Consider the following 20,477-nt stretch of genomic DNA (forward strand, 5'->3'; position numbering starts at 1 on the left):
GCCGTGGTCGCCGCCGCCGTGCCGGCTGTGCAGGCCGCGCCGCCCGCGCCGGTGGCGGCAGCGCCCGCCGCGGCGTCCGCCGCCAAGGAATCCAGCTCCATCCGCGTCGACGTGGAGAAGGTCGACCAGCTCATCAACCTCGTGGGCGAACTCGTCATCACGCAGTCGATGCTCACGCAGGCCGCGACCATGCTCGACCCGGTGGCCTACGAGCGCTTCCTCAGCGGCCTCGGCCACCTGGAGCGCAACGCGCGCGACCTGCAGGAATCGGTCATGTCCATCCGCATGATGCCGATGGACTACGTGTTCAGCCGCTTCCCGCGCGTGATCCGCGACGTCAGCGCCAAGCTGGGCAAGCAGGTGCGCCTGGACACCTACGGCAAGGAAACAGAGCTCGACAAGGGCCTGATCGAGCGCATCGTCGACCCGCTCACGCACCTGGTGCGCAACAGCCTCGACCACGGCATCGAGACGCCCGAAGTGCGCCTGGCCAAGGGCAAGGACGCCACCGGCCAGCTGCTGCTGTCGGCGCAGCACCACGGCGGTAACATCGTGATCGAGGTGAGCGACGACGGCGCCGGCCTCAACCGCGAACGCATCCTGGCCAAGGCCATGCAGCAGGGCATGGCGGTGAGCGAGACCATTCCCGACGAGGAGGTGTGGCAACTCATCTTCGCGCCCGGCTTCTCCACCGCCGACCAGGTGACCGACATCTCGGGCCGCGGCGTGGGCATGGACGTGGTCAAGCGCAACATCCAGGAAATGGGCGGCCATGTGGAAATCCACTCGCGCGGCGGGCAGGGCACCACCACGCGCATCGTGCTGCCGCTGACACTGGCCATCCTGAACGGCATGTCGGTGAAGGTGGGCGACGAGGCCTACATCCTGCCGCTGAGCTACGTGATCGAGTCGCTGCAGCCGCTGCCGGAGCACCTGCATTCCATCACCGCCGACGGCCACGTGATCCGCGTGCGCGGCGAATACCTGCCGTTGATCGAACTGCACCGCGTGTTCGACGTGGCGGGCGCGCAGACGCATCCGACGCAGGGCATCCTGGTGATCGTGCAGGCCGACGACAGCCGCTTCGCGCTGCTGGTCGACGAACTGCTCGGACAGCACCAGGTGGTGGTGAAGAACCTGGAAACCAACTATCGCAAGGTGCCCGGCATCTCGGCCGCGACCATCCTCGGCGACGGCAGCGTGGCCTTCATCATCGACGTGGGCGCCATGCCACGCATCCAGCGCGCGCAAGCCGCGAGCGCGGCTGCCCTGGCGGGAGCCTCCCGGAGGGCCGACGCCATCGCGCTCTGAGACCCACGGAGACAGCTGAATGCGTTTCGACTTCTTCAGACGTTCGGGTTCCGGCGGCGCCGATGGCGCGGACGGCACCGACGCCGCGCGCGGCCAGGATGCCGCCGCGAACGGCCACGTGGCCTACGCCATGCTGCTCGACGCGCAGCGGCGCGTCACCGGCTACCGGCTGGCCTGGCGGCCGGCGGGCGAACAGGCGGCCGCCCAGGCGGGCGCCGGCATCAAGGCGCTGATGGACACCGCGGCGCTGCACCTCAACCCCGAGGACGGCGGCTGGCAGCTCGGCGCCATGCTGCTGTTCGTGGATGTCTCGGTCGACGCGCTGTTCCAGAGCGAACTGCAGTCGCTGCCGGCGCAAAGCGTGGTGCTGTGCATGGACAAGGAAGACCTGATGGACGCCGAGCTGCGCTCCATCCTGCTGTTCCTGCGCGAACAGGGCTTCGGCTTCATGCTGCGCGGCGCCGCGGCGCTGCCGGAAGACCCCGAACTGCGGGCCATCGTCACCCACTTCGAGGTGGACGCGCTGGACGCCGAGACCGTGGTGCGCGTGCGCCAGGAAACCCAGCAAGGCAACCCGCCGGTCGAGCTGGTGGCGCCCCGCGTGAACACCTGGAAGGAATTCGACGCCTGCGCCGCGCGGCGCGTGAACGTGTTCATCGACGGCGCGTTCCGCAATCCGCCGGTGCGCGACGTGGACGACGCCCTGCAGCCCGAGTCGCTGCTGATCGTGCAGCTCATGCAGATGATCCAGCGCAACGAAGACGTGCGCGTCATCGAGGCGGCGCTCAAGCACGACGCGGCGCTCACCTACCGGCTGCTGCGCTACATCAATTCGCCTTCGGTCGGCATGGCGGTGGAGATCCATTCGCTGCGCCATGCGGTGGCCATGCTCGGCTATTCGCCGCTGTACCGCTGGCTGTCGCTGCTGCTGGCCACCAGCAACAAGGCCAGCTCCCCGTTCATGATGAAGAAGGCCATCGTGCGCGGCCGCTTCGTCGAGCTGATGGGGCAGGGCATGCTGCCGCCCAGCGAATCCGACAACCTGTTCGTGGCGGGCATGTTCTCGCTGCTCGACCAGCTGCTGGGCGTGTCGATGGAAGGCGTGCTGCGCAAGGTGCAGCTCACCGAGTCGGTGCAGCAGGCCATCCTGTCGCGCGGCGGCCTTTACGGCCCGTTCGTGGCGCTGGCCGAGAGCTGCGAGCTGGACGACGGCCAGGCCCCGCGCCTGGCCGAGGCTCTTTTCCTCAGCGCGGCGCAGGTCAACGCGGCGCAACTTTCGGCGCTGGTGTGGTCCCAGGACGCGAGTCCGGCCGCGGCGGGGCCCTGACATGACATTGAAAGTGCAGGGCTTTTGTGCATCTGATCGCTCCATTGGAAACGGGGAGCGGTATGTACATTGAAAGCCATGCTTCCAGGCTGGCTGTGAATAACGAGTTCCTCTTTACCGATAGCGACTTCTCGAGAATCCGGACCCTCATCCATCGCCGCGCCGGCATCGCCCTTGGCGACCAGAAGCGGCAGATGGTGTACAGCCGGCTCTCGCGTCGCCTGAGGGAGCTTCAGCTCCCCGAGTTCTCCACGTACCTCGACTGGCTGGAGTCCAGCGCGGACGGCGGGGAGTGGCAGTTGTTCATCAACTCGCTGACCACCAACCTGACCTCGTTCTTCCGCGAGGCGCACCACTTTCCGGCGCTGGCCGCGCATGTGCGCAAGATGCCGCAACCGGTGACGGTGTGGTGCGCGGCCGCATCGACCGGCGAGGAGCCGTACTCGATCGCCATCACGCTGATGGAGGCGCTGGGCGACAAGGCGGGGTCGGCGCGCGTCATCGCGACCGACATCGACACGGCGGTGCTGGCCAAGGCCGCGGCCGGCGTATTCACCACCGAGCAGGTCGCGCGGCTGTCGCCGGAGCGGCTGCGTCGCTTCTTCAACAAGGGCACCGGCGCCAATGCGGGCAAGGTGCGCATTCGCCCCGAGGTGGCCGCGCTGGTGAAGTTCTCGCGGCTCAACCTGCTGGACAGCGCCTGGTCCGTCAAGGAGCCGGTCGACGCGATCTTCTGCCGCAACGTGATGATCTATTTCGACAAGCCTACGCAGAAGAAGGTGCTCGACCGCTTCGTGCCGCTGCTCAAGCCGAACGGGCTGCTGTTCGCCGGGCATTCGGAGAACGCGTCGCTGGTCAACCAGGCGTTCAAGTCGCTGGGCCAGACGGTGTACGAACTGGCGCGCACGCGCGCCCCGGGCGCGGCATGAGCAACACCAGCCCCAGCGCGCCGGATTCGGTGGCGACCCACCACTACTTCGACCGCGACGTCGGCCACAAGGCGGTGAAGCTGCTGCCGTCGGAGTACTACGTGACGGCGGACGACACCGTGCTGAGCACCGTGCTGGGCTCCTGCGTGGCCGCGTGCCTGCACGACGCCGAGGCCGGCGTGGCCGGCATGAACCACTTCATGCTGCCCGACGACAGCGAGTCCGGCATGCGCGACCCGGTCGACTCCATGCGCTACGGCACCTACGCGATGGACGTGCTGATCCGCGAGCTGGTGCGCGCGGGCGCTCGCCGAGACCGGCTGCAGGCCAAGGTGTTCGGCGGCGGCGCGGTGCTGGCCAACATGACCACGCTGAACATCGGCGACCGCAACGCGGACTTCGTGCTGCGCTATCTGCGCACGGAGCGCATCGAGGTCGCCGCGCAAGACCTGCGCGGGCCGCACGCGCGGCGCGTGTACTTCATGCCGGCCACCGGCAAGGCGATCGTGCGCAAGCTGCGCGCGCAGACGGAAGTCCGGTCGATCCAGCGCGAGGAGGGCGAACTGCTGCGCAGTCTGTCCGGCCTGCGCGCGGTGCCCGACCTGGAGAAAACAAGCAACGCCCCGGGCGCCCGCATGGCGCCCCTGGCCGCCATCAAAGGAAACCGGTGAGCGTAAAGAAAATAAAAGTGCTGTGCGTCGACGATTCGGCGCTGATCCGCAGCGTGATGACCGAGATCATCAACAGCCAGAGTGACATGACCGTGGTGGGCACTGCAGCCGATCCGCTGGTGGCGCGCGACCTCATCAAGGTCACCAACCCCGACGTGCTCACGCTCGACGTCGAAATGCCGCGCATGGACGGGCTGGAGTTCCTCGAGAAGCTCATGCGCCTGCGGCCGATGCCGGTGGTCATGGTGTCTTCACTGACCGAGCGGGGCTCGGAGATCGCGCTGCGCGCGCTCGAGCTCGGCGCCATCGACTTCGTGACCAAGCCGCGCCTGGGCGTGCGCGACGGCCTGCTCAACTACACCGAGCTCATCGCCGGCAAGATCCGCACGGCCGCCAGCGCGCGGCTGCTGCCGAGCCGGCATGCGGCCGCCGCCAAGTCCCCGGCGGACGCGCCGCAGGAATCGCTGCTGCGCAGCCCGCTGCTCAGCACCGAGAAGCTGATCATCATCGGCGCCTCCACCGGCGGCACCGAGGCCATCCGCGAGGTGCTGCAGCCGCTGCCGCCCGACTCGCCCGCGGTGATGATCGCGCAGCACATGCCGGCCGGCTTCACGCGTTCGTTCGCGCAGCGCCTGGACGGCCTGTGCCGCATCAACGTCAAGGAAGCGGAGCACGGCGAGCGCGTGCTGCCGGGCTACGCGTACATCGCGCCGGGCGGCTTTCACCTGTCGCTGGGCCGAAGCGGCGCCAACTACGTGGCGCACCTCGACCAGGAGCCGCCGGTGAACCGCCACCGCCCGTCGATCGACGTGCTGTTCGATTCGGCCGCCAAGTGCGCGGGCAAGAACGCCATCGGCATCATCCTGACCGGCATGGGCAAGGACGGCGCCGAGGGCCTGCTGCGCATGAAGCGCGCCGGCGCCCACACGCTGGCGCAGGACGAGGCCAGCTGCGTGGTCTTCGGCATGCCGCGCGAGGCCATCGCGCTGGGCGCGGTGGACGACGTATCCCCCCTGAGTGAAGTGAGTCGCCGGGTTCTGGCGCACCTTCGCACGTTCGGCGAACGTGCGAACCGAGTTTGAAAATCGACCTGTTGGAGTTGGAAATATCGTGATCGACAAGAGCATCAAAATCCTGGTTGTGGACGACTTCCCGACCATGCGCCGCATCGTGCGCAACCTGCTGAAGGAACTGGAGTTCCTCAACGTCGACGAGGCCGAGGACGGCGCGGCCGGTATCGAGAAACTGCGCGGCGGCAATTTCGGCTTCGTGGTGTCCGACTGGAACATGCCGAACATGGACGGCCTGACCATGCTGCAGACCATCCGCGCCGACCCCGAGCTCAAGAAGCTCCCGGTGCTGATGGTCACGGCCGAGGCCAAGAAGGAAAACATCGTGGCGGCCGCGCAGGCGGGCGCCAATGGCTATGTGGTGAAGCCGTTCACCGCCGCCACGCTCGAAGAGAAGATCACCAAGATCTTCGAGAAGCTGGCCAAAGAGGCAGCCTGACATGAGCCAGGACGCATCGGTGGCCGCGGACTCCACCAACAACACCGCGGAACAACTGCTCGGGCGCATCGGCCAGCTCACGCGCCAGCTGCGCGAAGGCCTGCGCGAGCTGGGTCTGGACAAGCAGGTGGCCAAGGCCGCCCAGGCCATTCCCGACGCGCGCGACCGCCTGAGCTACGTGGCGGCGACCACCGAGCGCGCGGCGCACCGCGCGCTCAACGCCATCGACGTGGCGCAGCCGCTGCAGGAAGCGCTGGCCAGCGACGCCAAGGGCCTGAGCAAGCGCTGGGACCAGTGGTTCGAGAACCCGCTCGAGCTCGACCAGGCGCGCGAGCTGGTGCTGGACACGCGCGGCTACCTCAACGAGGTGCCCGATCGCGCCAGCGCCATCAACTCGCAGCTGATGGAAATCCTCATGGCGCAGGACTTCCAGGACCTGACCGGCCAGGTCATCAAGAAGATGATGGAAGTGGTCAACGACGTGGAGACGCAGCTGCTCCAGGTGCTGATCGACAACTCCCCGCCCGAGAAGCGCCAAGAAGCCGCCCATAGCCTGCAGAACGGCCCGCAGGTCAAGCCCGGCAACCCCGAGGCCGTGACCGACCAGGCCCAGGTGGACGACCTGCTGGAGAGCCTGGGCTTCTAGAGCCCGCCCGGCCCTGCTTCATTGGCCGAACTGCAGGGCGATAAGGGCCCTTATCGGCAGATTGTTCCGGACGACCGAATTCAATAATTTGGTCATGAGCAAGGCGTACTTCGCCACTGCTGGTTCGGAGCATGAATGGCTGAGGAAAGCGATCTCGAAAAAACGGAACCCGCCTCCGAGCGGCGCCTGGAAAAGGCGCGCGAGGAAGGCAACGTTGCCCGTTCACGGGAGCTCACCACCTTCGTGATGCTGGGCACCGCGAGCGCGGGCCTGTGGTTCAGCGCGGGGCTGCTCGGCGAGAGCATGGACGGTTCGCTGCGCCGCGGCCTGCAGTTCGAGCGCGCCAGCGCGTTCGACACCTCGCACATGCTGGCCCAGACCGGGCTCATGGGGCTGCAGACGCTGCTGGCCATCGGCCCGCTGTTCGCCATGATGATGGTGGCGGCCGTGGCCGCGCCGCTGATGCTCGGCGGCTGGATGTTCTCCGTAGAGGCCGTCGCGCCGAAGTTCAGCAAGATCAATCCGCTGGCCGGCATCGCGCGCATGTTCTCCGCCCAGTCGCTGGCCGAGCTGGTCAAGGCGCTGGCCAAGTCGGCGCTGATCGGCGGCGTGGCATGGTGGGTGATCGCGGGCGACATCGGCACGGTGATGGCGCTCATGGCACAGCCCGCGCACTACGCGCTGCCGCACGCGCTGGTGCTGGTGGCCAAGCACTGCGTTCTGATCGCGGCCACGCTGTTCCTGGTGGCGCTGATCGACGTGCCGTTCCAGCTCTGGAGCTACTACCGCAAGCTGCGCATGTCGCGCGAAGACCTGCGCCAGGAGCACAAGGAAAGCGAAGGCGACCCCCACATCAAGGCGCAGATCCGCCGCCAGCAACAGCAGATCGCCAAGCGCCGGATGATGTCCGAGGTGCCCAAGGCCGACATCGTGCTGACCAACCCCACCCACTTCGCGGTGGCGCTGAAATACCTGGACAGCGACATGCGCGCGCCGCGCGTGGTCGCCAAGGGCACCGACCTGGTCGCCGAGCGCATCCGCGAACTGGCGAAGGAACACAACGTCGCCATCCTCGAGGCGCCGCCGCTCACGCGTTCGCTCTACAAGCACACCAAGGTGGGCGAGGAGATTCCGAGCGGCCTCTACACCGCGGTGGCCGAAGTGCTGGCGTGGGTCTACCAGCTCAAGCGCTGGAAGAGCGAGGGCGGCGACGCCCCGCGCACCCCCACCGACCTGCAGGTGCCGCAAGCCCTTGAATACACAGTGAAAGACACAGCGAAAGCCGCATGAACGCGATGACCAACCTGTTGCGTCTGCCGACGCAGATGTTCTCCGGATCGCAGTTCAAGGGACTGGCCGGGCCGATTCTCATCATCATGATCCTGAGCATGATGGTGCTGCCGCTGCCGCCATTCCTGCTCGACCTGCTGTTCACCTTCAACATCGCCATGTCGGTGATGGTGCTGCTGGTGAGCATGTACACCATGAAGGCGCTCGACTTCGCGGCCTTCCCGGCGGTGCTGCTGTTCTCCACGCTGCTGCGCCTGTCGCTGAACGTGGCCTCCACGCGCGTGGTGCTGATGAACGGCCACACCGGCCCGGACGCGGCCGGCAAGGTGATCGAAGCGTTCGGCCACTTCCTGGTGGGCGGCAACTTCGCGGTGGGCGTGATGGTGTTCATCATCCTCGTGCTCATCAACTTCATGGTGATCACCAAGGGCGCGGGCCGCATCGCCGAGGTGGGCGCGCGCTTCATGCTCGACGCGATGCCCGGCAAGCAGATGGCCATCGACGCCGACCTCAACGCCGGCCTGATCGGCGAGGAAGTGGCCCGCAAGCGCCGCCAGGAAGTGGCGCAGGAAGCCGACTTCTACGGCTCGATGGACGGTGCCAGCAAGTTCGTGCGCGGCGACGCGATCGCGGGCCTGCTCATCATGGTGATCAACATCATCGGCGGGCTGGTGGTCGGCATGGTGCAGCACGGGCTGGACTTCTCCACCGCCGGCAAGACCTACACGCTGCTGGCCATCGGCGACGGCCTGGTGGCGCAGATCCCGGCGCTGGTGATCTCGACCGCGGCCGGCGTGATCGTCTCGCGCGTGACCACCGACGAAGACGTCGGCAGCCAGCTCACCGGGCAGCTGTTCTCCAACCCGCAGGTGCTGTTCCTGACGGCCGGCATCGTCGGCCTGCTGGGCATGATTCCCGGCATGCCGAACCTGGCGTTCCTGCTGATCGCGGGCGGCCTGGTGTGGCTGGGCCGCCGCCTGGTGCAGCGCAAGCCGCAGCAGCAGGCGGCGCAAGAGGCGGCCGCCGCGCAGGCCGCCAACCTCGCGCCCGGCAGCGAGATGGCCGAGGCCACCTGGGACGACGTGGCCATGGTCGACCCGCTGGGCATGCAGGTCGGCTACCGCCTGATTCCGCTGGTGGACCAGTCGCAGCAGGGCGAGCTGCTGGGCCGCATCAAGAGCATCCGCAAGAAGATCGCGCAGGACATCGGCTTCCTGGTGCCGGTGGTGCACATCCGCGACAACCTGGAGATCAAGCCCAACACCTACGTCATCACCCTGAAGGACGTGGAGATCGGCCGCGGCGAGGCCTTCCCGAACCAGTGGATGGCCATCAACCCGGGCCAGGTGTCGGGCACGCTGCCCGGCGCGCCCACGCGCGACCCGGCCTTCGGCCTGCCCGCGGTGTGGATCGACGCCAGCCAGCGCCAGCAGGCGCAGGTGTACGGCTACACGGTGGTCGATGCCTGCACCGTGATGGCCACGCACCTGAACCATCTCATACAGACGCATGCGGCCGAACTGCTGGGCCGCCAGGAAGTGCAGCAGCTGCTCGACCAGATCGCCAAGACCGCGCCCAAGCTCACCGAGGACCTGGTGCCGAAGGTGCTGTCGCTCAGCACGCTGCACAAGGTGCTGCAGAACCTGCTGGACGAAGAGGTGCCGATCCGCGACATGCGCACCATCCTCGACGTGATGGCCGAGCACGCGCCGACCATCAAGGACCCGACCGAACTCACCACGCTCACGCGCCTGGCGCTGGGCCGCGCCATCACGCAGCAGCTGTTCCCGGGCGATGGCGAGATGCAGGTCATCGGCCTGGACGGCGCGCTCGACGGCGTGCTGCAGCAGGCGCTGGGCAGCAGCGGCGGCATCGAGCCCGGCATTGCCGACAACCTGCTGCACCAGGCGCAGGCCGCCATCCAGCGGCAGGAGCAGATGGGGCTGGCCCCGGTGCTCGTCGTGCAGCACTCGCTGCGCGTGCTGCTGTCGCGTTTCCTGCGGCGCAGCCTGCCGCAGCTCAAGGTTCTTTCGCACGCGGAAATCCCTGATTCCCGCACCATCAAGATCACCGCCGCCATTGGAGGACGAGGTTGAATTCCCAGCAGAACGACGTGCGCACCACCGCACGCAAATTCGTCGCGGCCACCAGCCGCGAAGCCCTGAGGCTGGTGCGCGAGGCGCTGGGCGCCGACGCCATCGTGCTGACCCACCGTGCCACCGCCGAGGGCGTCGAGATCGTCGCCATGGTGGAGGGCGATGTGCAGGGCGTGGCGCGCAACGCGGCGCCGGCGGCTGTCGCGGCCGCACCCGTGCCCGCACCTGCGGCTGTCGCTGTCGCAGCGCCCGTTGCACAGGCCGCGCCGGTCGCACTTGTTGCACCTGTTGTTCAGGCCGCGCGCCCCGCGCCGCAGCCCGTGGCCGCGCCCGCGCCAGCACCCGCGCTCCACGGCGACACCGTGCTCAACGAACTGCACTCCATGCGCGGCATGATCGAAGAGCAGCTCGCCAGCGTGGTCTGGAACGACAAGCAGCGCCGCGACCCGGTGCGCGGCCGCCTGCTGCGCACGCTGCTGGGCGCCGGCTTCAGCGCGCGCCTGTCGAAGGCCATGCTCGAGAAGCTGCCCACCGGCCAGACCTACGCCGAGGGCATGGCCTACGTGCGCTCCGAGCTGATCCGCGCGGTGCCTGTGCATGAAGACGAGGACGCCCTGTTCGCGCAGGGCGGCGTCTATGCGCTGATGGGCCCGACCGGCGTCGGCAAGACCACCACCACCGCCAAGCTGGCCGCGCGCTGCGTGATGCGCTTCGGCGCCGACAAGCTCGCGCTGGTGACCACCGACAGCTACCGTATCGGCGCCTACGAGCAGCTGCGCATCTACGGCCAGATCCTCAACGTGCCCGTCTACGCCGTGAAGGACGCTGCCGACCTGCACCTGGTGCTGCAGGACCTGCGCGACAAGCACATGGTGCTGATCGACACCGTCGGCATGAGCCAGCGCGACCGCGCCGTGCCCGAGCAGATCGCCATGCTGGGCCAGAGCCCGCGCCCGGTGAAGCGGCTGCTGCTGCTCAACGCCACCAGCCACGGCGACACGCTCAACGAAGTGGTGCACGCCTACCGCCACGGCAACGACCTGACCGGCTGCATCTTCACCAAGGTCGACGAGTCCACGCACCCGGGCGCGCTGATCGACACCGTCATCCGCCATCGCCTGCCGGTGCACTACATCTCCAGCGGCCAGAAGGTGCCCGAGAACCTGATGCAGGCCGACCGCGCGCAACTGGTGGACAGCGTGTTCCAGCCGCGCCAGCACAACCCGCTGTTCGTGCCGGCCGAAAGCGACCTGCAGGAAGAGCCCGCGGGCACCGCGCCGTCGGCGCAGGTGGTGCAGGCGCAGGGCGAAGCCGACCGCCTGCGGCTGAAGTACCAGAACCTGATCCGCGCGATGGCGCACGACGCGCAAGAGCTGGCTACCGCCGCCAGCGCGCTGGCCGGCGCGCAGATCGGCTTCGAGCGTGCGCGCGGGCTGTGGCGCAATGCCGCCGACGAAGACATCGGCCAGAAGGCCGTGCTTCAGGACCTGATGGTGCATGCGCGCGGCGAGATCGCGGCCGGCTGCAAGACCCATGTGCTTGCGCTGTGCGGCCAGGTCGGCCTGCGCTCCAACGAAGGCGGCGACGCCTACGAATGCCACGGCAGCCTGCTGCTGTCGGACCGCAGCGGCCTGCCGCTGGCCGCGCCCAACCAATGGCTTTCCACCGCCGCCACGCGCGGCATGAAAGACGCCTCCCGCAAGCCGGGCGCGCGCCAGGTGCCGTGGCTGCGCCAGCAGGACTTCGGCGGCAAGCCGATGGTGCATGTGCTCACGCGCCTGCCCGGCCTCGAGTCGATGCTGCAGTGGCAGGCGGGCGGCCAGCGCTGGCTGGCGCGCGCGCCGGGCTCCACGGCGGTGGTCGATGCGCGCACCGGCGCACCCGACACGCTCGCGCGGCTGGACTTCGAGTTCAGCGAAGGGCAGGCCGTGCGCTTCCGCGGCAAGGCCGCGCTGCGCTGCGAGGCGCAGGTCGACGTGGTGCTGCGCTTCAACGCGGCCGCGGTGGCGGCGGGCGTCGGGCGCGAGGCCATGCCCGCGCTGCGCTGCGTCGCCACGCGCATGCTCGACGCGCGCAGCGGCAACGTGCTGGCGCAGAGCTATGCGCTCACGAACATCGGCACCGAGGTGACGGCGCGCCAGCTCGCCCAATGGCAGGCCTGGGCCAACGACGCCGAGCCGTGCTTCCGCCTGCTGCGCGACGGCGTGCAGCTGGTCGGCGGCATCGGCGAACTGGGCGACCCGAACAACATGAAGCGCCTGCTCATCGCCGGCCAGATGACCACCACCGTGTGGCGCCTGGCGCAGGCCGAGGGCGAATGGGCCGACCGCACCCGCGTGCTGCTGGGCCAGCTGACCGGCCGCCCGGTGCGCAACGGCCGGCTCATGAGCGGCAGCGCGCTGTATGCGGGCGTGGGCAAGCTTTTCCTGTTGCTGGAGGCGCTGGGCACCGAGTCCACCGCGCCCGTGCAGGCGCCGCGCGCGCTGGAGCCGCAGGGTTGAGGAGATCGCAATGAGCAAGATGGTCGCGGACCAGGCCGACGGGTTGCGCCGCCTGCTGGCGCAGACGCAGACACGCGTGGTCGCGGTCACGAGCATGGGCCCGGGCGCGGGTGCCACCACGGCCGCGATGAACCTCGGCGCCGCGCTGGTGCAGCAGGGCAAGAACGTGCTGCTGCTCGATGAGCACTGTCCCAAGGTCGGCTCGGCCTGCGAGGTCTGGGCCATCGATCCGCTGGGCGGGCTGGCCGACGTGGCCTCCGGCCGGCTCACGCTCGCGAGCGCGGCGGTGCGCGCCGGCAGCGGCGTGCACGTGCTGCCCGCGCCGCCCGGCGTGGCCGGCGACGCCACCGACCCGCGCACGATGTGGCGCGACGGCGTGGTCATCGTCGACGCGGCGCTCGACAGCGAAGGCCGCCTGTCGCCGCTCGCGCAGGCCGCCGACGAACTCCTGCTGGTGCTGCAGCCGCAGCCTGCGTCGATCACCACCGCCTATGCGGGCATCAAGCGCCTGCACTACGCGCACGGACTCAAGCAATTGCGCTTCCTCGTCAACGGCGTGGCCGAGGTCGAGGCGGCGCGCCGGATCATGAGCAACCTGGCCAACGCCGGCAGCCGCTACCTGGCGCTGTCGCTGGAGGCGGCCGGCTGGGCCCGCTTCGACGCGCGCGTCGCCGATGCATGGCGGCTGAAGCAGACCATCGTCGAGGCCTTTCCCGCGAGCGCGGCGGCGGTCGATTTCCGCCGCGTGGCCGACGACATGGGCCGCTGGCCCTGGCGCGCCGATGCGCGCGCCGGCGTTGCTCCAGGCAAGCCAGCCCAGGCCGTGATGCACGCGGCCGCAGCCGCCTGACCCGGTTCCGGCAGATAACCGCAAGAGGACGTCCGTGTACACCGCACAGGGAACCATCGAGAAATCGCACCTGCTGGCGCAGCATCAGCCGCTGGTGCGCCGCATCGCATTGCAGATGATGGCCAAGCTGCCCGCCAGCGTGGAGCTGGACGACCTGATCCAGGCCGGCATGCTGGGCCTGCTGGATGCGTCCAGCCGCTACCAGGACAACCGTGGAGCGCAGTTCGAGACCTTCGTCAGCCAGCGCATCCGCGGCGCCATGCTCGACGAACTGCGCGCCAGCGACTGGGGCTCGCGCGGCCTGCGCCAGTCGGCCCGTGGCATCGAGAAGGCCATTCATGCGCTCGGCCACCGGCTCGGGCGCGCGCCGAGCGAAGGCGAGATCGCCAAGGAACTGAAGATGGACCTGGAGGCCTACCAGTCCATGCTGCAGGAGATACATGGCTGCCAGCTGCTCTACGTGGAGGACTTCGCGAAGGACGACCCGGACAACCCGTTCCTGGACATCCACTCGCAGGACGCGCGCCGCGACCGGCGCAGTGGCGACGACCCGCTGGAGCAACTGCTGGAGAGCGGCTTCCGCCACCAGCTGGTGGATGCGATTTCGGCGCTGCCGGAGCGCGACCAGCTGCTGCTGAACCTCTACTACGAGGAAGAATTGAACCTGCGCGAAATCGGCGCCATCTTGGAAGTGAGCCAGTCGCGCGTGTGCCAGCTGCACAGCCAGGCGATCAGCAGGCTGCGCGCGAAGCTCAAGGACCTGCTCTGACGACGACGCAGCCGGCCGCGGCCGGATAGGCGTTGTCCGGCAGCACTTGGCGCCGCTCTCCGGCGCGGTGCCGCCGGCCGGCGGGCGATGCTCACGGCTTGTCTCAGCCGCCAAAAAATAAGCAACCCTCGACGCGCCGGCGGCATGCCCGCCCGGCACGGCCCATTGCCGACTATGCGCTGATCGGCTCCACCCACAGCGCCGCGCTGGTGCACCTGGGCGGCGACATCGAGTGGCTGTGCCTGCCGCGCTTCGATTCCGCCGCCATGTTCGCGAGCCTGCTCGGCGACGAGCGCAACGGCCGTTGGACCATGCGCGCCAGGAGCGCCAAGGCCCGGGTCACGCGCCGCTACCTGCCCGGCACCATGGTGCTGGAGACCACCATCCACACCGCCAAGGGCACGGCCCTGGTGACCGACTTCATGCCGCGCCCGGCCGCGGGCGGCACGCACGAGGTGGTGCGCATCGTGCGGGGCGTGCGCGGCGCGGTGAACATGCACACCGAGTTGCGCATCCGCTTCAACTACGGCGAGTGGTGCCCCTGGGTCGAGCGGCGCGACGGCGCGGTGCATGCCGTCGCCGGGCCCGATGCGGTGCGGATCAGCTCCGGCGTGCCGCTGGTCAATGAAGACTTTGCGAGCCGTGCCGATTTCACCGTGCTGGCCGGGCAGTCGATCGCGTTCGTGCTCGACTGGTTTCCCTCGCACGAGAAACCGCCGGTCACGCGCGACGCCAGCGCGTTGCTGGCCCAGGCCAGCGCCGAGTGGTGCGCATGGACCGATCGCTGCGGCTACCACGGCGAGTACCGCGAGCCGGTGATGCGTTCGCTGCTCACGCTCAAGGCGCTGACCTACGAGCCCACAGGCGGCATCGTCGCCGCGCCCAGCACCTCGCTGCCCGAGCAGCCCGGCGGCGAGCGCAACTGGGACTACCGCTTCTGCTGGCTGCGCGACGCCGCGCTCACGCTCTACGCGCTGATCGGCTCCGGCTATGTGGAAGAGGCCAGCGCATGGCGCTGGTGGCTGATGCGCGCCGTGGGCGGCTCGCCCGAGGAACTGCAGGTGATGTACGGCTTGCACGGCGAACGCTCGCTCACCGAACTGGAACTCGGCTGGCTGCCGGGCTACGACGGCAGCCGGCCGGTGCGCATCGGCAACGGCGCGCACGGGCAGCGCCAGCTCGACGTGTACGGCTCGGTCATCGCGGCTTTCCATGCGGCGCGCAAGGCGGGCCTGGCGGACATGGACAAGGTCTGGCCGCTGGAGCGCGCCATCGCGAAGCAGCTCATGGTGCTGTGGAAGCAGCCCGACTGCAGCCTGTGGGAAGTGCGCGGCGAGCCGCGCCACTTCGTCCACTCCAAGATCATGTGCTGGCTGGCCTTCGACCGCATGATCGCGAGCGCGGAAGACTTCGGTCTCGAAGGGCCGGTCGACCACTGGCGCGCGGCGCGCGACGAGATCCATGCCGAGGTCTGCGCGCGCGGCTACGACGCGGCCAGCAATTCCTTCGTGCAGTACTACGGCGCCGACACGGTCGATGCGGCATTGCTGTGGATGCCGCTGATCGGCTTCCTGCCCATCCACGATCCGCGCGTGCAGGGAACCATCGCGCGCGTCGAGAAAGAACTGATCTTCAACGGGCTGGTGTATCGCTACCGCACCGAGAAAGGCGTCGACGGCCTGGAAGGCGGGGAGGGCGCGTTCCTCGCCTGCAGCTTCTGGCTGACGAACGTCTACGTGGCCATGGGCAAGCTGCGCAAGGCACGCGTGCTGTTCAAGCGGCTGCTGGCGCTGGGCAACGACCTGGGCCTGTTCGCGGAGGAATACGACCCGGTCGGGCGGCGGCAGCTCGGCAATTTTCCGCAGGCGTTCTCGCACATCGGGCTGATCAACAGCGCGCATGCGCTGGTGTCCGCGGCGGGCGGCGTGTGGGAGCTGGCGGACCTCGACGGCAAGGCGCCGCTCAAGCGGCGGCGGCGTCCTTCGCGTGGCGGGTGAGCCGTGCGCCGATGTCGGACACGATTTGCGCCACGGGCTTGTCGATGGCGGCATGCCACACGTCCGTTTCGCTCGGGTCCGGCCGTTCCAGCGTCCGCAACTGGCTGTCGAGCAGGCTGGGCGGCATGTAGTGGCCGGTGCGCCGTTCCAGGCGCTGGCGGATGAGCGCATCGGGCCCGTCCAGGAACACGAACTGCAGCGACGGCGACGCGGCACGCAGCCGGTCGCGGTAGGCGCGCCGCAGTGCGGAGCAGGCCACCAGCACGCCGCGCGGCGCGGCGGTGCGGTCGGCCAGGTTGTCGCCCACGCGGTCGAGCCATGGCCAGCGGTCCGCGTCGCCCAGCGGCTGGCCGGCCCGCATGCGCGCCACGGCTTCGGGCAGGTGAAGGTCGTCGGCGTCGATCCAGGGCAGCGCGAGCAACTGCGCCAGCCCCGCCGCCACGCTGCTCTTGCCGGTGCCCGACACGCCCATCACCACCACGCAGGTGCGCTGCTGCGCGTGCATGCGGCTACAGGCTCGCGGTGATGCCGCCGTCCACGTACAGGATGTGGCCGTTGACGAAGCTCGAGGCGTCCGACGCGAGGAAGATGGCCGCGCCGCCGAGTTCCTCGACGTCCCCCCAGCGGCCGGCCGGCGTGCGGCCCGACAGCCAGGCCGTGAAGGCCTCGTCGGCCACCAGCGCCTGCGTCAGTTCGGTCTTGAAGTAGCCGGGGCCCAGGCCGTTGACCTGGATGCCGTGCTTGCCCAGGTCGATGGCCATGCCCTTGGTGAGCATCTTCACCGCGCCCTTGGTGGCGGCGTAGGGCGCGATGCCGGGGCGGCCCAGCTCGCTTTGCACCGAGCACACGTTGATGATCTTGCCGCGCTTGCGCTCGATCATGCGCTGCGCCACGAAGCGGCCCACGAAGAACACGCTGTCGATGTTGGTGGTCGTGATCTTGTGCCAGGCGTCGATGGGGAATTCGGCGAATGCGCCGCGGTGCTGCATGCCCGCGTTGTTGACCAGGATGTCGATGGGGCCGATGCCGGACTCGACCGCGGCCACGCCGGCCTCGACCGCCGCGGCATCCGTCACGTCGAAGGCGACCGATTCGGCCGCGATGCCCCGGGCGCGCAGTGCGTCGCGCGCGGCGGTGAGTGCGGCTGCGTCGCGTGCGTTGAGCACGACGCGCGCGCCGGCCTGGCCCAGTGCCGCCGCCAGCGCGAAGCCGATGCCCTTGCTGGAGCCGGTGACGAGGGCGGTGCGCCCGGAAAGATCGAACAGTTTCAAGAAGAGCTCCTTGGTACGGGGCGTGAGCGGGGTGCCACGGTACGTGGCAACGGCAGGAAGTTACCGGTATCTTTTGAAAACGTCAATGGGTGAAGCCCGTGCTGGCTTTGCTGCAAGCAATTCGTTAGAGTTGCCGGTATCTTTCATGCCGCAGGAGACTTCCGCTTGACCGCTACCGCCATTTCCCCGCACGTGCTCCTGGCCGGCGCCTATCCCGAGTGGGACATGGCGCCGATGCGGGCGGCCTACACCTTGCACCACCTGTGGGAGGCGCCGGACCCGGCGGCCTTCGTCGCCGAACATGCGGCCGACATCCGCGCCATCGCCACGCGCGGCGAACTGGGCGCGAGCGCGGAGCTCATCGCGTCGCTGCCCAGGCTGGAGCTGGTCGCCTGCTACGGCGTGGGCACCGACGCCATCGATCTCGCCGCCTGCCGCGCGCGCGGCATCCGCGTGACCAACACGCCCGACGTGCTCAACGGCGACGTGGCAGACCTTGCCGTGGGGCTCACGCTGGCGCTGCAGCGGCGCATAGCGGCCAGCGACCAGTTCGTGCGCAGCGGCGCATGGGCGCAAGGCGGCGTACCGCTGGCCACGCGCGTCTTCGGCCAGCGCGTCGGCATCGCCGGTTTCGGCCGCATCGGCAGCACCATCGCGAAGCGGCTCTCGGGCTTCGACGTGGAGCTGGGCTACTTCAGCCGCACCCCGAAGGCAGACAGCCCGCACCGCCACTTCGCGAGCCTGAGCGCGATGGCCGACTGGTGCGACGTGCTCATCGTCATCCTGCCGGGCGGCGAGGCCACGCGCGGCATCGTGAATGCCGAAGTGCTGCAGGCGCTGGGCCCCAGGGGCTGGCTGGTGAACGTGTCGCGCGGCACCACCGTCGACGAAGCCGCGCTGCTGCAGGCGCTGGAGGCGCGCAGCATTGCCGGCGCGGGGCTCGACGTGTTCCTCAACGAGCCGCGCATCGACCCGCGCTTCGCCGCGCTCGACAACGTGGTGCTGACCCCGCACCATGGCAGCGGCACCGAACAGACGCGCCGCGCCATGGGCGAGCTGGTGCGCCGCAACCTCGAGGCCCACTTCGCGGGCCAGCCTCTCATCACCCCCGTGGCCTGATCGCCCGAAGGAAAGAATCATGCGTTTGCGTTGTATGTGCCTCGTGATCCACGCCCCCGACGACCTGCGGCTGGACGAACAGGACGCCGGGGAAATCGGCCCCGGCCAGGTATTGGTGAAGGTCGGCATGGGCGGCATCTGCGGCTCCGACCTGCACTACTTTCACAACGGCGGTTTCGGCACCGTGCGCATCAAGGAGCCGATGGTGCTGGGCCACGAGGTGGCCGGCACCGTGGTGGCGGTGGCGCCCGGCGTGGAGAGCGTGCGCATCGGCGACAAGGTGGCCGTCAACCCGAGCCGTCCCTGCGGCGCCTGCAAGTTCTGCCTCGAAGGCCTGCCCAACCAGTGCCTGGACATGCGCTTCTACGGCAGCGCGATGCGCACGCCGCACGTACAGGGCGCGTTCCGCAACATGCTGCTGTGCGAGGCCACGCAGTGCGTGAAGGTGGCCGACCACGTGCCGCTGCGGCTGGCCGCGCTGGCCGAGCCGTTCTCGGTGGGGCTGCACGGCGTGTCGCGTGCCGGGCCGCTGCTGGGCAAGCGCGTGCTGGTGTCGGGCTGCGGCCCGATCGGCGTGCTGGCCATCGCGGCGGCGCGCGCGCACGGCGCGGCCGAGATCACCGCCACCGACGTGGTCGACGAGCCGCTGGCCATTGCACGCGCCATGGGCGCCGACCAGACCATCAATGTCGCGCAGGACAAGACCTGGGTGTCGCGCCATTCGGCCGACAAGGGCACCTTCGACGTGATGCTCGAATGCTCCGGCAACGAACGCGCGCTGCGCGACGGCCTGGAAGTGATGCGCCCGCGCGGCGTGGTCGTGCAGCTCGGCCTGGGCGGCGACGTGAGCATTCCGCAGAACATGGTGGTGTCGAAGGAGCTGAGCATCTGCGGCTCGTTCCGCTTCCATGCCGAGTTCGCGCTGGCCGTGCGGCTCATCAACGAAGGCCAGGTCGACCTGTCGCCGGTGGTGACGCACACCTTCCCGATGCTGCAGGCGCGCGAGGCCTTCGAGCTGGCGAGCGACCGCAAGCAGGCGATGAAGGTGCTGATCGACTTTGCGGACGCGGGAGCGGCGGCCTGAGGCCGCTCAGGAGCTCTCCCGCTGCTCGACGCGAAACGGGATGAGCACCGTCTCCGGCGGCGGCCGATGCCCGTCCCGCGTGCCGTCGATCACCCGCAGCAGCAGCTCGCCCGCCGCCGTGCCGATGCCCATGCAATCCACCGCCACGGTGGTGATGCGCGGATGGCAGGCGCGCGCGACTTCGAAGTCGCCAAAGCCCGCGATCGCGATGCGCCCGGGCACGTCCCAGCCCCGGCGCTGGCATTCCATCAGCGCGCCGAAGGCCGAGAGGTCGGACACGCAGAGCACCGCATCCACGTCGGGCCACTGGCGCACGAGCTGCGCGATGGCCTCGCCGCCTTGCGCCATCGAGATCGGCGGCTGGCCGAAGCTGATGACGCGCCCGTCGGGCAGCCCCAGTTCGCGGATCGCCTGCGCATAGCCGCGCTGCCGGTCGGCGCCGCGCGTGTCGCGGTTCGAGGTGCCGCCGATGAACGCGATGCGCCGGTAGCCCTTGCCGTGCAGGTGCCGCACCATCGCCGCGGCGGCTTCGGCGTTCGAGAAGCCGACCGTGTGCCCGATGGGCGTGGCGGGCAGGTCCCAGGTCTCGATGACCGGCACGCCGGCGGCCTGCAGCATGGCGCGCGCGGCGGGCGTATGGGAGCCGCCGGTGAGTATCACGCCCTCGGGCCGGCGTGCGAGCATGGCGCGCAGCAGGCGCTCTTCGGTCTCCACGCGGTAGTCCGTGTAGCCCAGCAGCAGTTGCAGCCCGCGCGATTCCACCGCCGCGGCAATGCCCTGCACCGTCTCAGAGAAGTTGGAGTTGTTGAGCGACGGGATCAGCGCCGCGACGAAACCCGAGCGCTTGCTCGAGAAAGTGCGCGCGGTCTGGTCGATCACGTAGCCCATCTCTTCGCAGGCCTGCAGGATGCGCTCGCGCAGCGCCTGCGAGGTGACGCGGTCGCTGCCCACGCTGCGGTTGAGCGCACGCGAGACCGTCATCTTCGACACGCCGACGCGCGCGGCCACGTCGGCCATGGTGGGCGGGCGGGACGCAGGGACGGAGGCTTTGGTCGGGGGCAATGGGCTCTCTCGGAATCGGGTTCGAAGGCAGGCGGCGTGATGCGA

At 69.3% G+C, this 20,477-nt stretch carries 18 protein-coding genes; 15 read left to right on the plus strand and 3 right to left on the minus strand.

From position 1 onward, the window contains the following. The 13 genes from QRN67_RS28480 to QRN67_RS28540 all read left to right on the plus strand — a co-directional run. Positions 1–1,311, plus strand: a 1,311-nt coding sequence (locus QRN67_RS28480) for a chemotaxis protein CheW (protein WP_285414601.1), incomplete at its 5' end; no start/stop codon positions are given. A 19-nt stretch (positions 1,312–1,330) separates the two neighbouring features. Further along, positions 1,331–2,638: an EAL and HDOD domain-containing protein gene (locus QRN67_RS28485; protein WP_285414602.1), complete on the plus strand. Its 1,308-nt coding sequence runs from the start codon at positions 1,331–1,333 to the stop codon at positions 2,636–2,638. 95 nt (positions 2,639–2,733) lie between these two features. Continuing rightward, on the plus strand, positions 2,734–3,567 hold the full coding sequence (locus QRN67_RS28490) for a CheR family methyltransferase (protein WP_285414603.1): 834 nt from the start codon (positions 2,734–2,736) through the stop codon (positions 3,565–3,567). Next, positions 3,564–4,238, plus strand: a complete 675-nt coding sequence (cheD, locus tag QRN67_RS28495) for a chemoreceptor glutamine deamidase CheD (protein ID WP_285414604.1) — start codon at positions 3,564–3,566, stop codon at positions 4,236–4,238. Before QRN67_RS28490 ends, cheD begins: the two co-directional genes overlap by 4 nt. A 56-nt stretch (positions 4,239–4,294) precedes the next feature. Continuing rightward, positions 4,295–5,320 carry a protein-glutamate methylesterase/protein-glutamine glutaminase gene (locus QRN67_RS28500; protein WP_503010954.1) on the plus strand — a complete coding sequence of 342 codons (1,026 nt, stop codon included), beginning with the start codon at positions 4,295–4,297 and terminating at the stop codon, positions 5,318–5,320. Between the two features lie 31 nt (positions 5,321–5,351). Beyond that, positions 5,352–5,747 (plus strand): chemotaxis response regulator CheY, encoded by a 396-nt coding sequence (gene cheY / locus QRN67_RS28505; protein WP_172839779.1) that lies wholly within the window; start codon positions 5,352–5,354, stop codon positions 5,745–5,747. A gap of 1 nt (position 5,748) precedes the next feature. Beyond that, positions 5,749–6,393, plus strand: coding sequence for a protein phosphatase CheZ (cheZ, locus tag QRN67_RS28510; protein WP_081266204.1), 645 nt, complete (start codon positions 5,749–5,751; stop codon positions 6,391–6,393). A 135-nt stretch (positions 6,394–6,528) separates the two neighbouring features. Further along, positions 6,529–7,683 carry a flagellar biosynthesis protein FlhB gene (flhB, locus tag QRN67_RS28515; RefSeq protein ID WP_081266205.1) on the plus strand — a complete coding sequence of 385 codons (1,155 nt, stop codon included), beginning with the start codon at positions 6,529–6,531 and terminating at the stop codon, positions 7,681–7,683. Then, positions 7,680–9,779 (plus strand): flagellar biosynthesis protein FlhA, encoded by a 2,100-nt coding sequence (flhA, locus tag QRN67_RS28520; RefSeq protein ID WP_081266206.1) that lies wholly within the window; start codon positions 7,680–7,682, stop codon positions 9,777–9,779. Before flhB ends, flhA begins: the two co-directional genes overlap by 4 nt. Then, entirely contained in the window at positions 9,776–12,280 is a 2,505-nt protein-coding gene (gene flhF, locus QRN67_RS28525) for a flagellar biosynthesis GTPase FlhF (RefSeq protein ID WP_285414606.1), read from the plus strand. Before flhA ends, flhF begins: the two co-directional genes overlap by 4 nt. A 10-nt stretch (positions 12,281–12,290) precedes the next feature. Further along, positions 12,291–13,130 (plus strand): MinD/ParA family ATP-binding protein, encoded by an 840-nt coding sequence (locus QRN67_RS28530; RefSeq protein WP_285414607.1) that lies wholly within the window; start codon positions 12,291–12,293, stop codon positions 13,128–13,130. A gap of 34 nt (positions 13,131–13,164) precedes the next feature. Next, positions 13,165–13,899: an RNA polymerase sigma factor FliA gene (locus QRN67_RS28535; RefSeq protein ID WP_081266208.1), complete on the plus strand. Its 735-nt coding sequence runs from the start codon at positions 13,165–13,167 to the stop codon at positions 13,897–13,899. A 98-nt stretch (positions 13,900–13,997) separates the two neighbouring features. Continuing rightward, positions 13,998–15,896, plus strand: coding sequence for a glycoside hydrolase family 15 protein (locus QRN67_RS28540; protein ID WP_285414608.1), 1,899 nt, complete (start codon positions 13,998–14,000; stop codon positions 15,894–15,896). Here QRN67_RS28540 and QRN67_RS28545 read toward each other — a convergent pair. Together QRN67_RS28545 and QRN67_RS28550 are read right to left on the minus strand one after the other, a co-directional pair. After that, positions 15,862–16,401: a gluconokinase gene (locus QRN67_RS28545; RefSeq protein WP_285414609.1), complete on the minus strand. Its 540-nt coding sequence runs from the start codon at positions 16,399–16,401 to the stop codon at positions 15,862–15,864. The genes QRN67_RS28540 and QRN67_RS28545 overlap by 35 nt on opposite strands. Before the next feature lie 4 nt (positions 16,402–16,405). Beyond that, a complete protein-coding gene (locus QRN67_RS28550; protein ID WP_081266211.1) occupies positions 16,406–17,167 on the minus strand; it encodes a glucose 1-dehydrogenase in 762 nt (253 codons plus the stop codon). A gap of 165 nt (positions 17,168–17,332) precedes the next feature. Here QRN67_RS28550 and QRN67_RS28555 point away from each other — a divergent pair, with 165 nt between their 5' ends. Continuing rightward, positions 17,333–18,286, plus strand: coding sequence for a 2-hydroxyacid dehydrogenase (locus tag QRN67_RS28555; RefSeq protein WP_285414610.1), 954 nt, complete (start codon positions 17,333–17,335; stop codon positions 18,284–18,286). A gap of 19 nt (positions 18,287–18,305) precedes the next feature. Then, positions 18,306–19,370, plus strand: coding sequence for an L-idonate 5-dehydrogenase (locus QRN67_RS28560; RefSeq protein WP_285414611.1), 1,065 nt, complete (start codon positions 18,306–18,308; stop codon positions 19,368–19,370). A gap of 6 nt (positions 19,371–19,376) precedes the next feature. Here QRN67_RS28560 and QRN67_RS28565 read toward each other — a convergent pair whose 3' ends face one another. Continuing rightward, complete coding sequence (locus QRN67_RS28565) at positions 19,377–20,387, minus strand: LacI family DNA-binding transcriptional regulator (protein WP_285414612.1); 1,011 nt, start codon at positions 20,385–20,387, stop codon at positions 19,377–19,379. Positions 20,388–20,477 lie beyond the last annotated feature (90 nt).

Source organism: Variovorax sp. efr-133-TYG-130 (genome assembly GCF_030208835.1).
Classification (GTDB): domain Bacteria; phylum Pseudomonadota; class Gammaproteobacteria; order Burkholderiales; family Burkholderiaceae_C; genus Variovorax.

What these genes read in the sequence shown, in the direction of transcription:
- flhB (WP_081266205.1), top strand. Translation starts at nt 6,529, where the DNA reads ATGGCTGAGGAAAGCGATCTCGAAAAAACGGAACCCGCCTCCGAGCGG.
- cheZ (WP_081266204.1), top strand. Translation starts at nt 5,749, where the DNA reads ATGAGCCAGGACGCATCGGTGGCCGCGGACTCCACCAACAACACCGCG.
- QRN67_RS28565 (WP_285414612.1), bottom strand. Translation starts at nt 20,387, where the DNA reads ATGGCCGACGTGGCCGCGCGCGTCGGCGTGTCGAAGATGACGGTCTCG.
- QRN67_RS28530 (WP_285414607.1), top strand. Translation starts at nt 12,291, where the DNA reads ATGAGCAAGATGGTCGCGGACCAGGCCGACGGGTTGCGCCGCCTGCTG.
- QRN67_RS28560 (WP_285414611.1), top strand. Translation starts at nt 18,306, where the DNA reads ATGCGTTTGCGTTGTATGTGCCTCGTGATCCACGCCCCCGACGACCTG.
- flhA (WP_081266206.1), top strand. Translation starts at nt 7,680, where the DNA reads ATGAACGCGATGACCAACCTGTTGCGTCTGCCGACGCAGATGTTCTCC.
- QRN67_RS28500 (WP_503010954.1), top strand. Translation starts at nt 4,295, where the DNA reads ATGACCGAGATCATCAACAGCCAGAGTGACATGACCGTGGTGGGCACT.
- QRN67_RS28545 (WP_285414609.1), bottom strand. Translation starts at nt 16,401, where the DNA reads ATGCACGCGCAGCAGCGCACCTGCGTGGTGGTGATGGGCGTGTCGGGC.
- cheD (WP_285414604.1), top strand. Translation starts at nt 3,564, where the DNA reads ATGAGCAACACCAGCCCCAGCGCGCCGGATTCGGTGGCGACCCACCAC.
- QRN67_RS28485 (WP_285414602.1), top strand. Translation starts at nt 1,331, where the DNA reads ATGCGTTTCGACTTCTTCAGACGTTCGGGTTCCGGCGGCGCCGATGGC.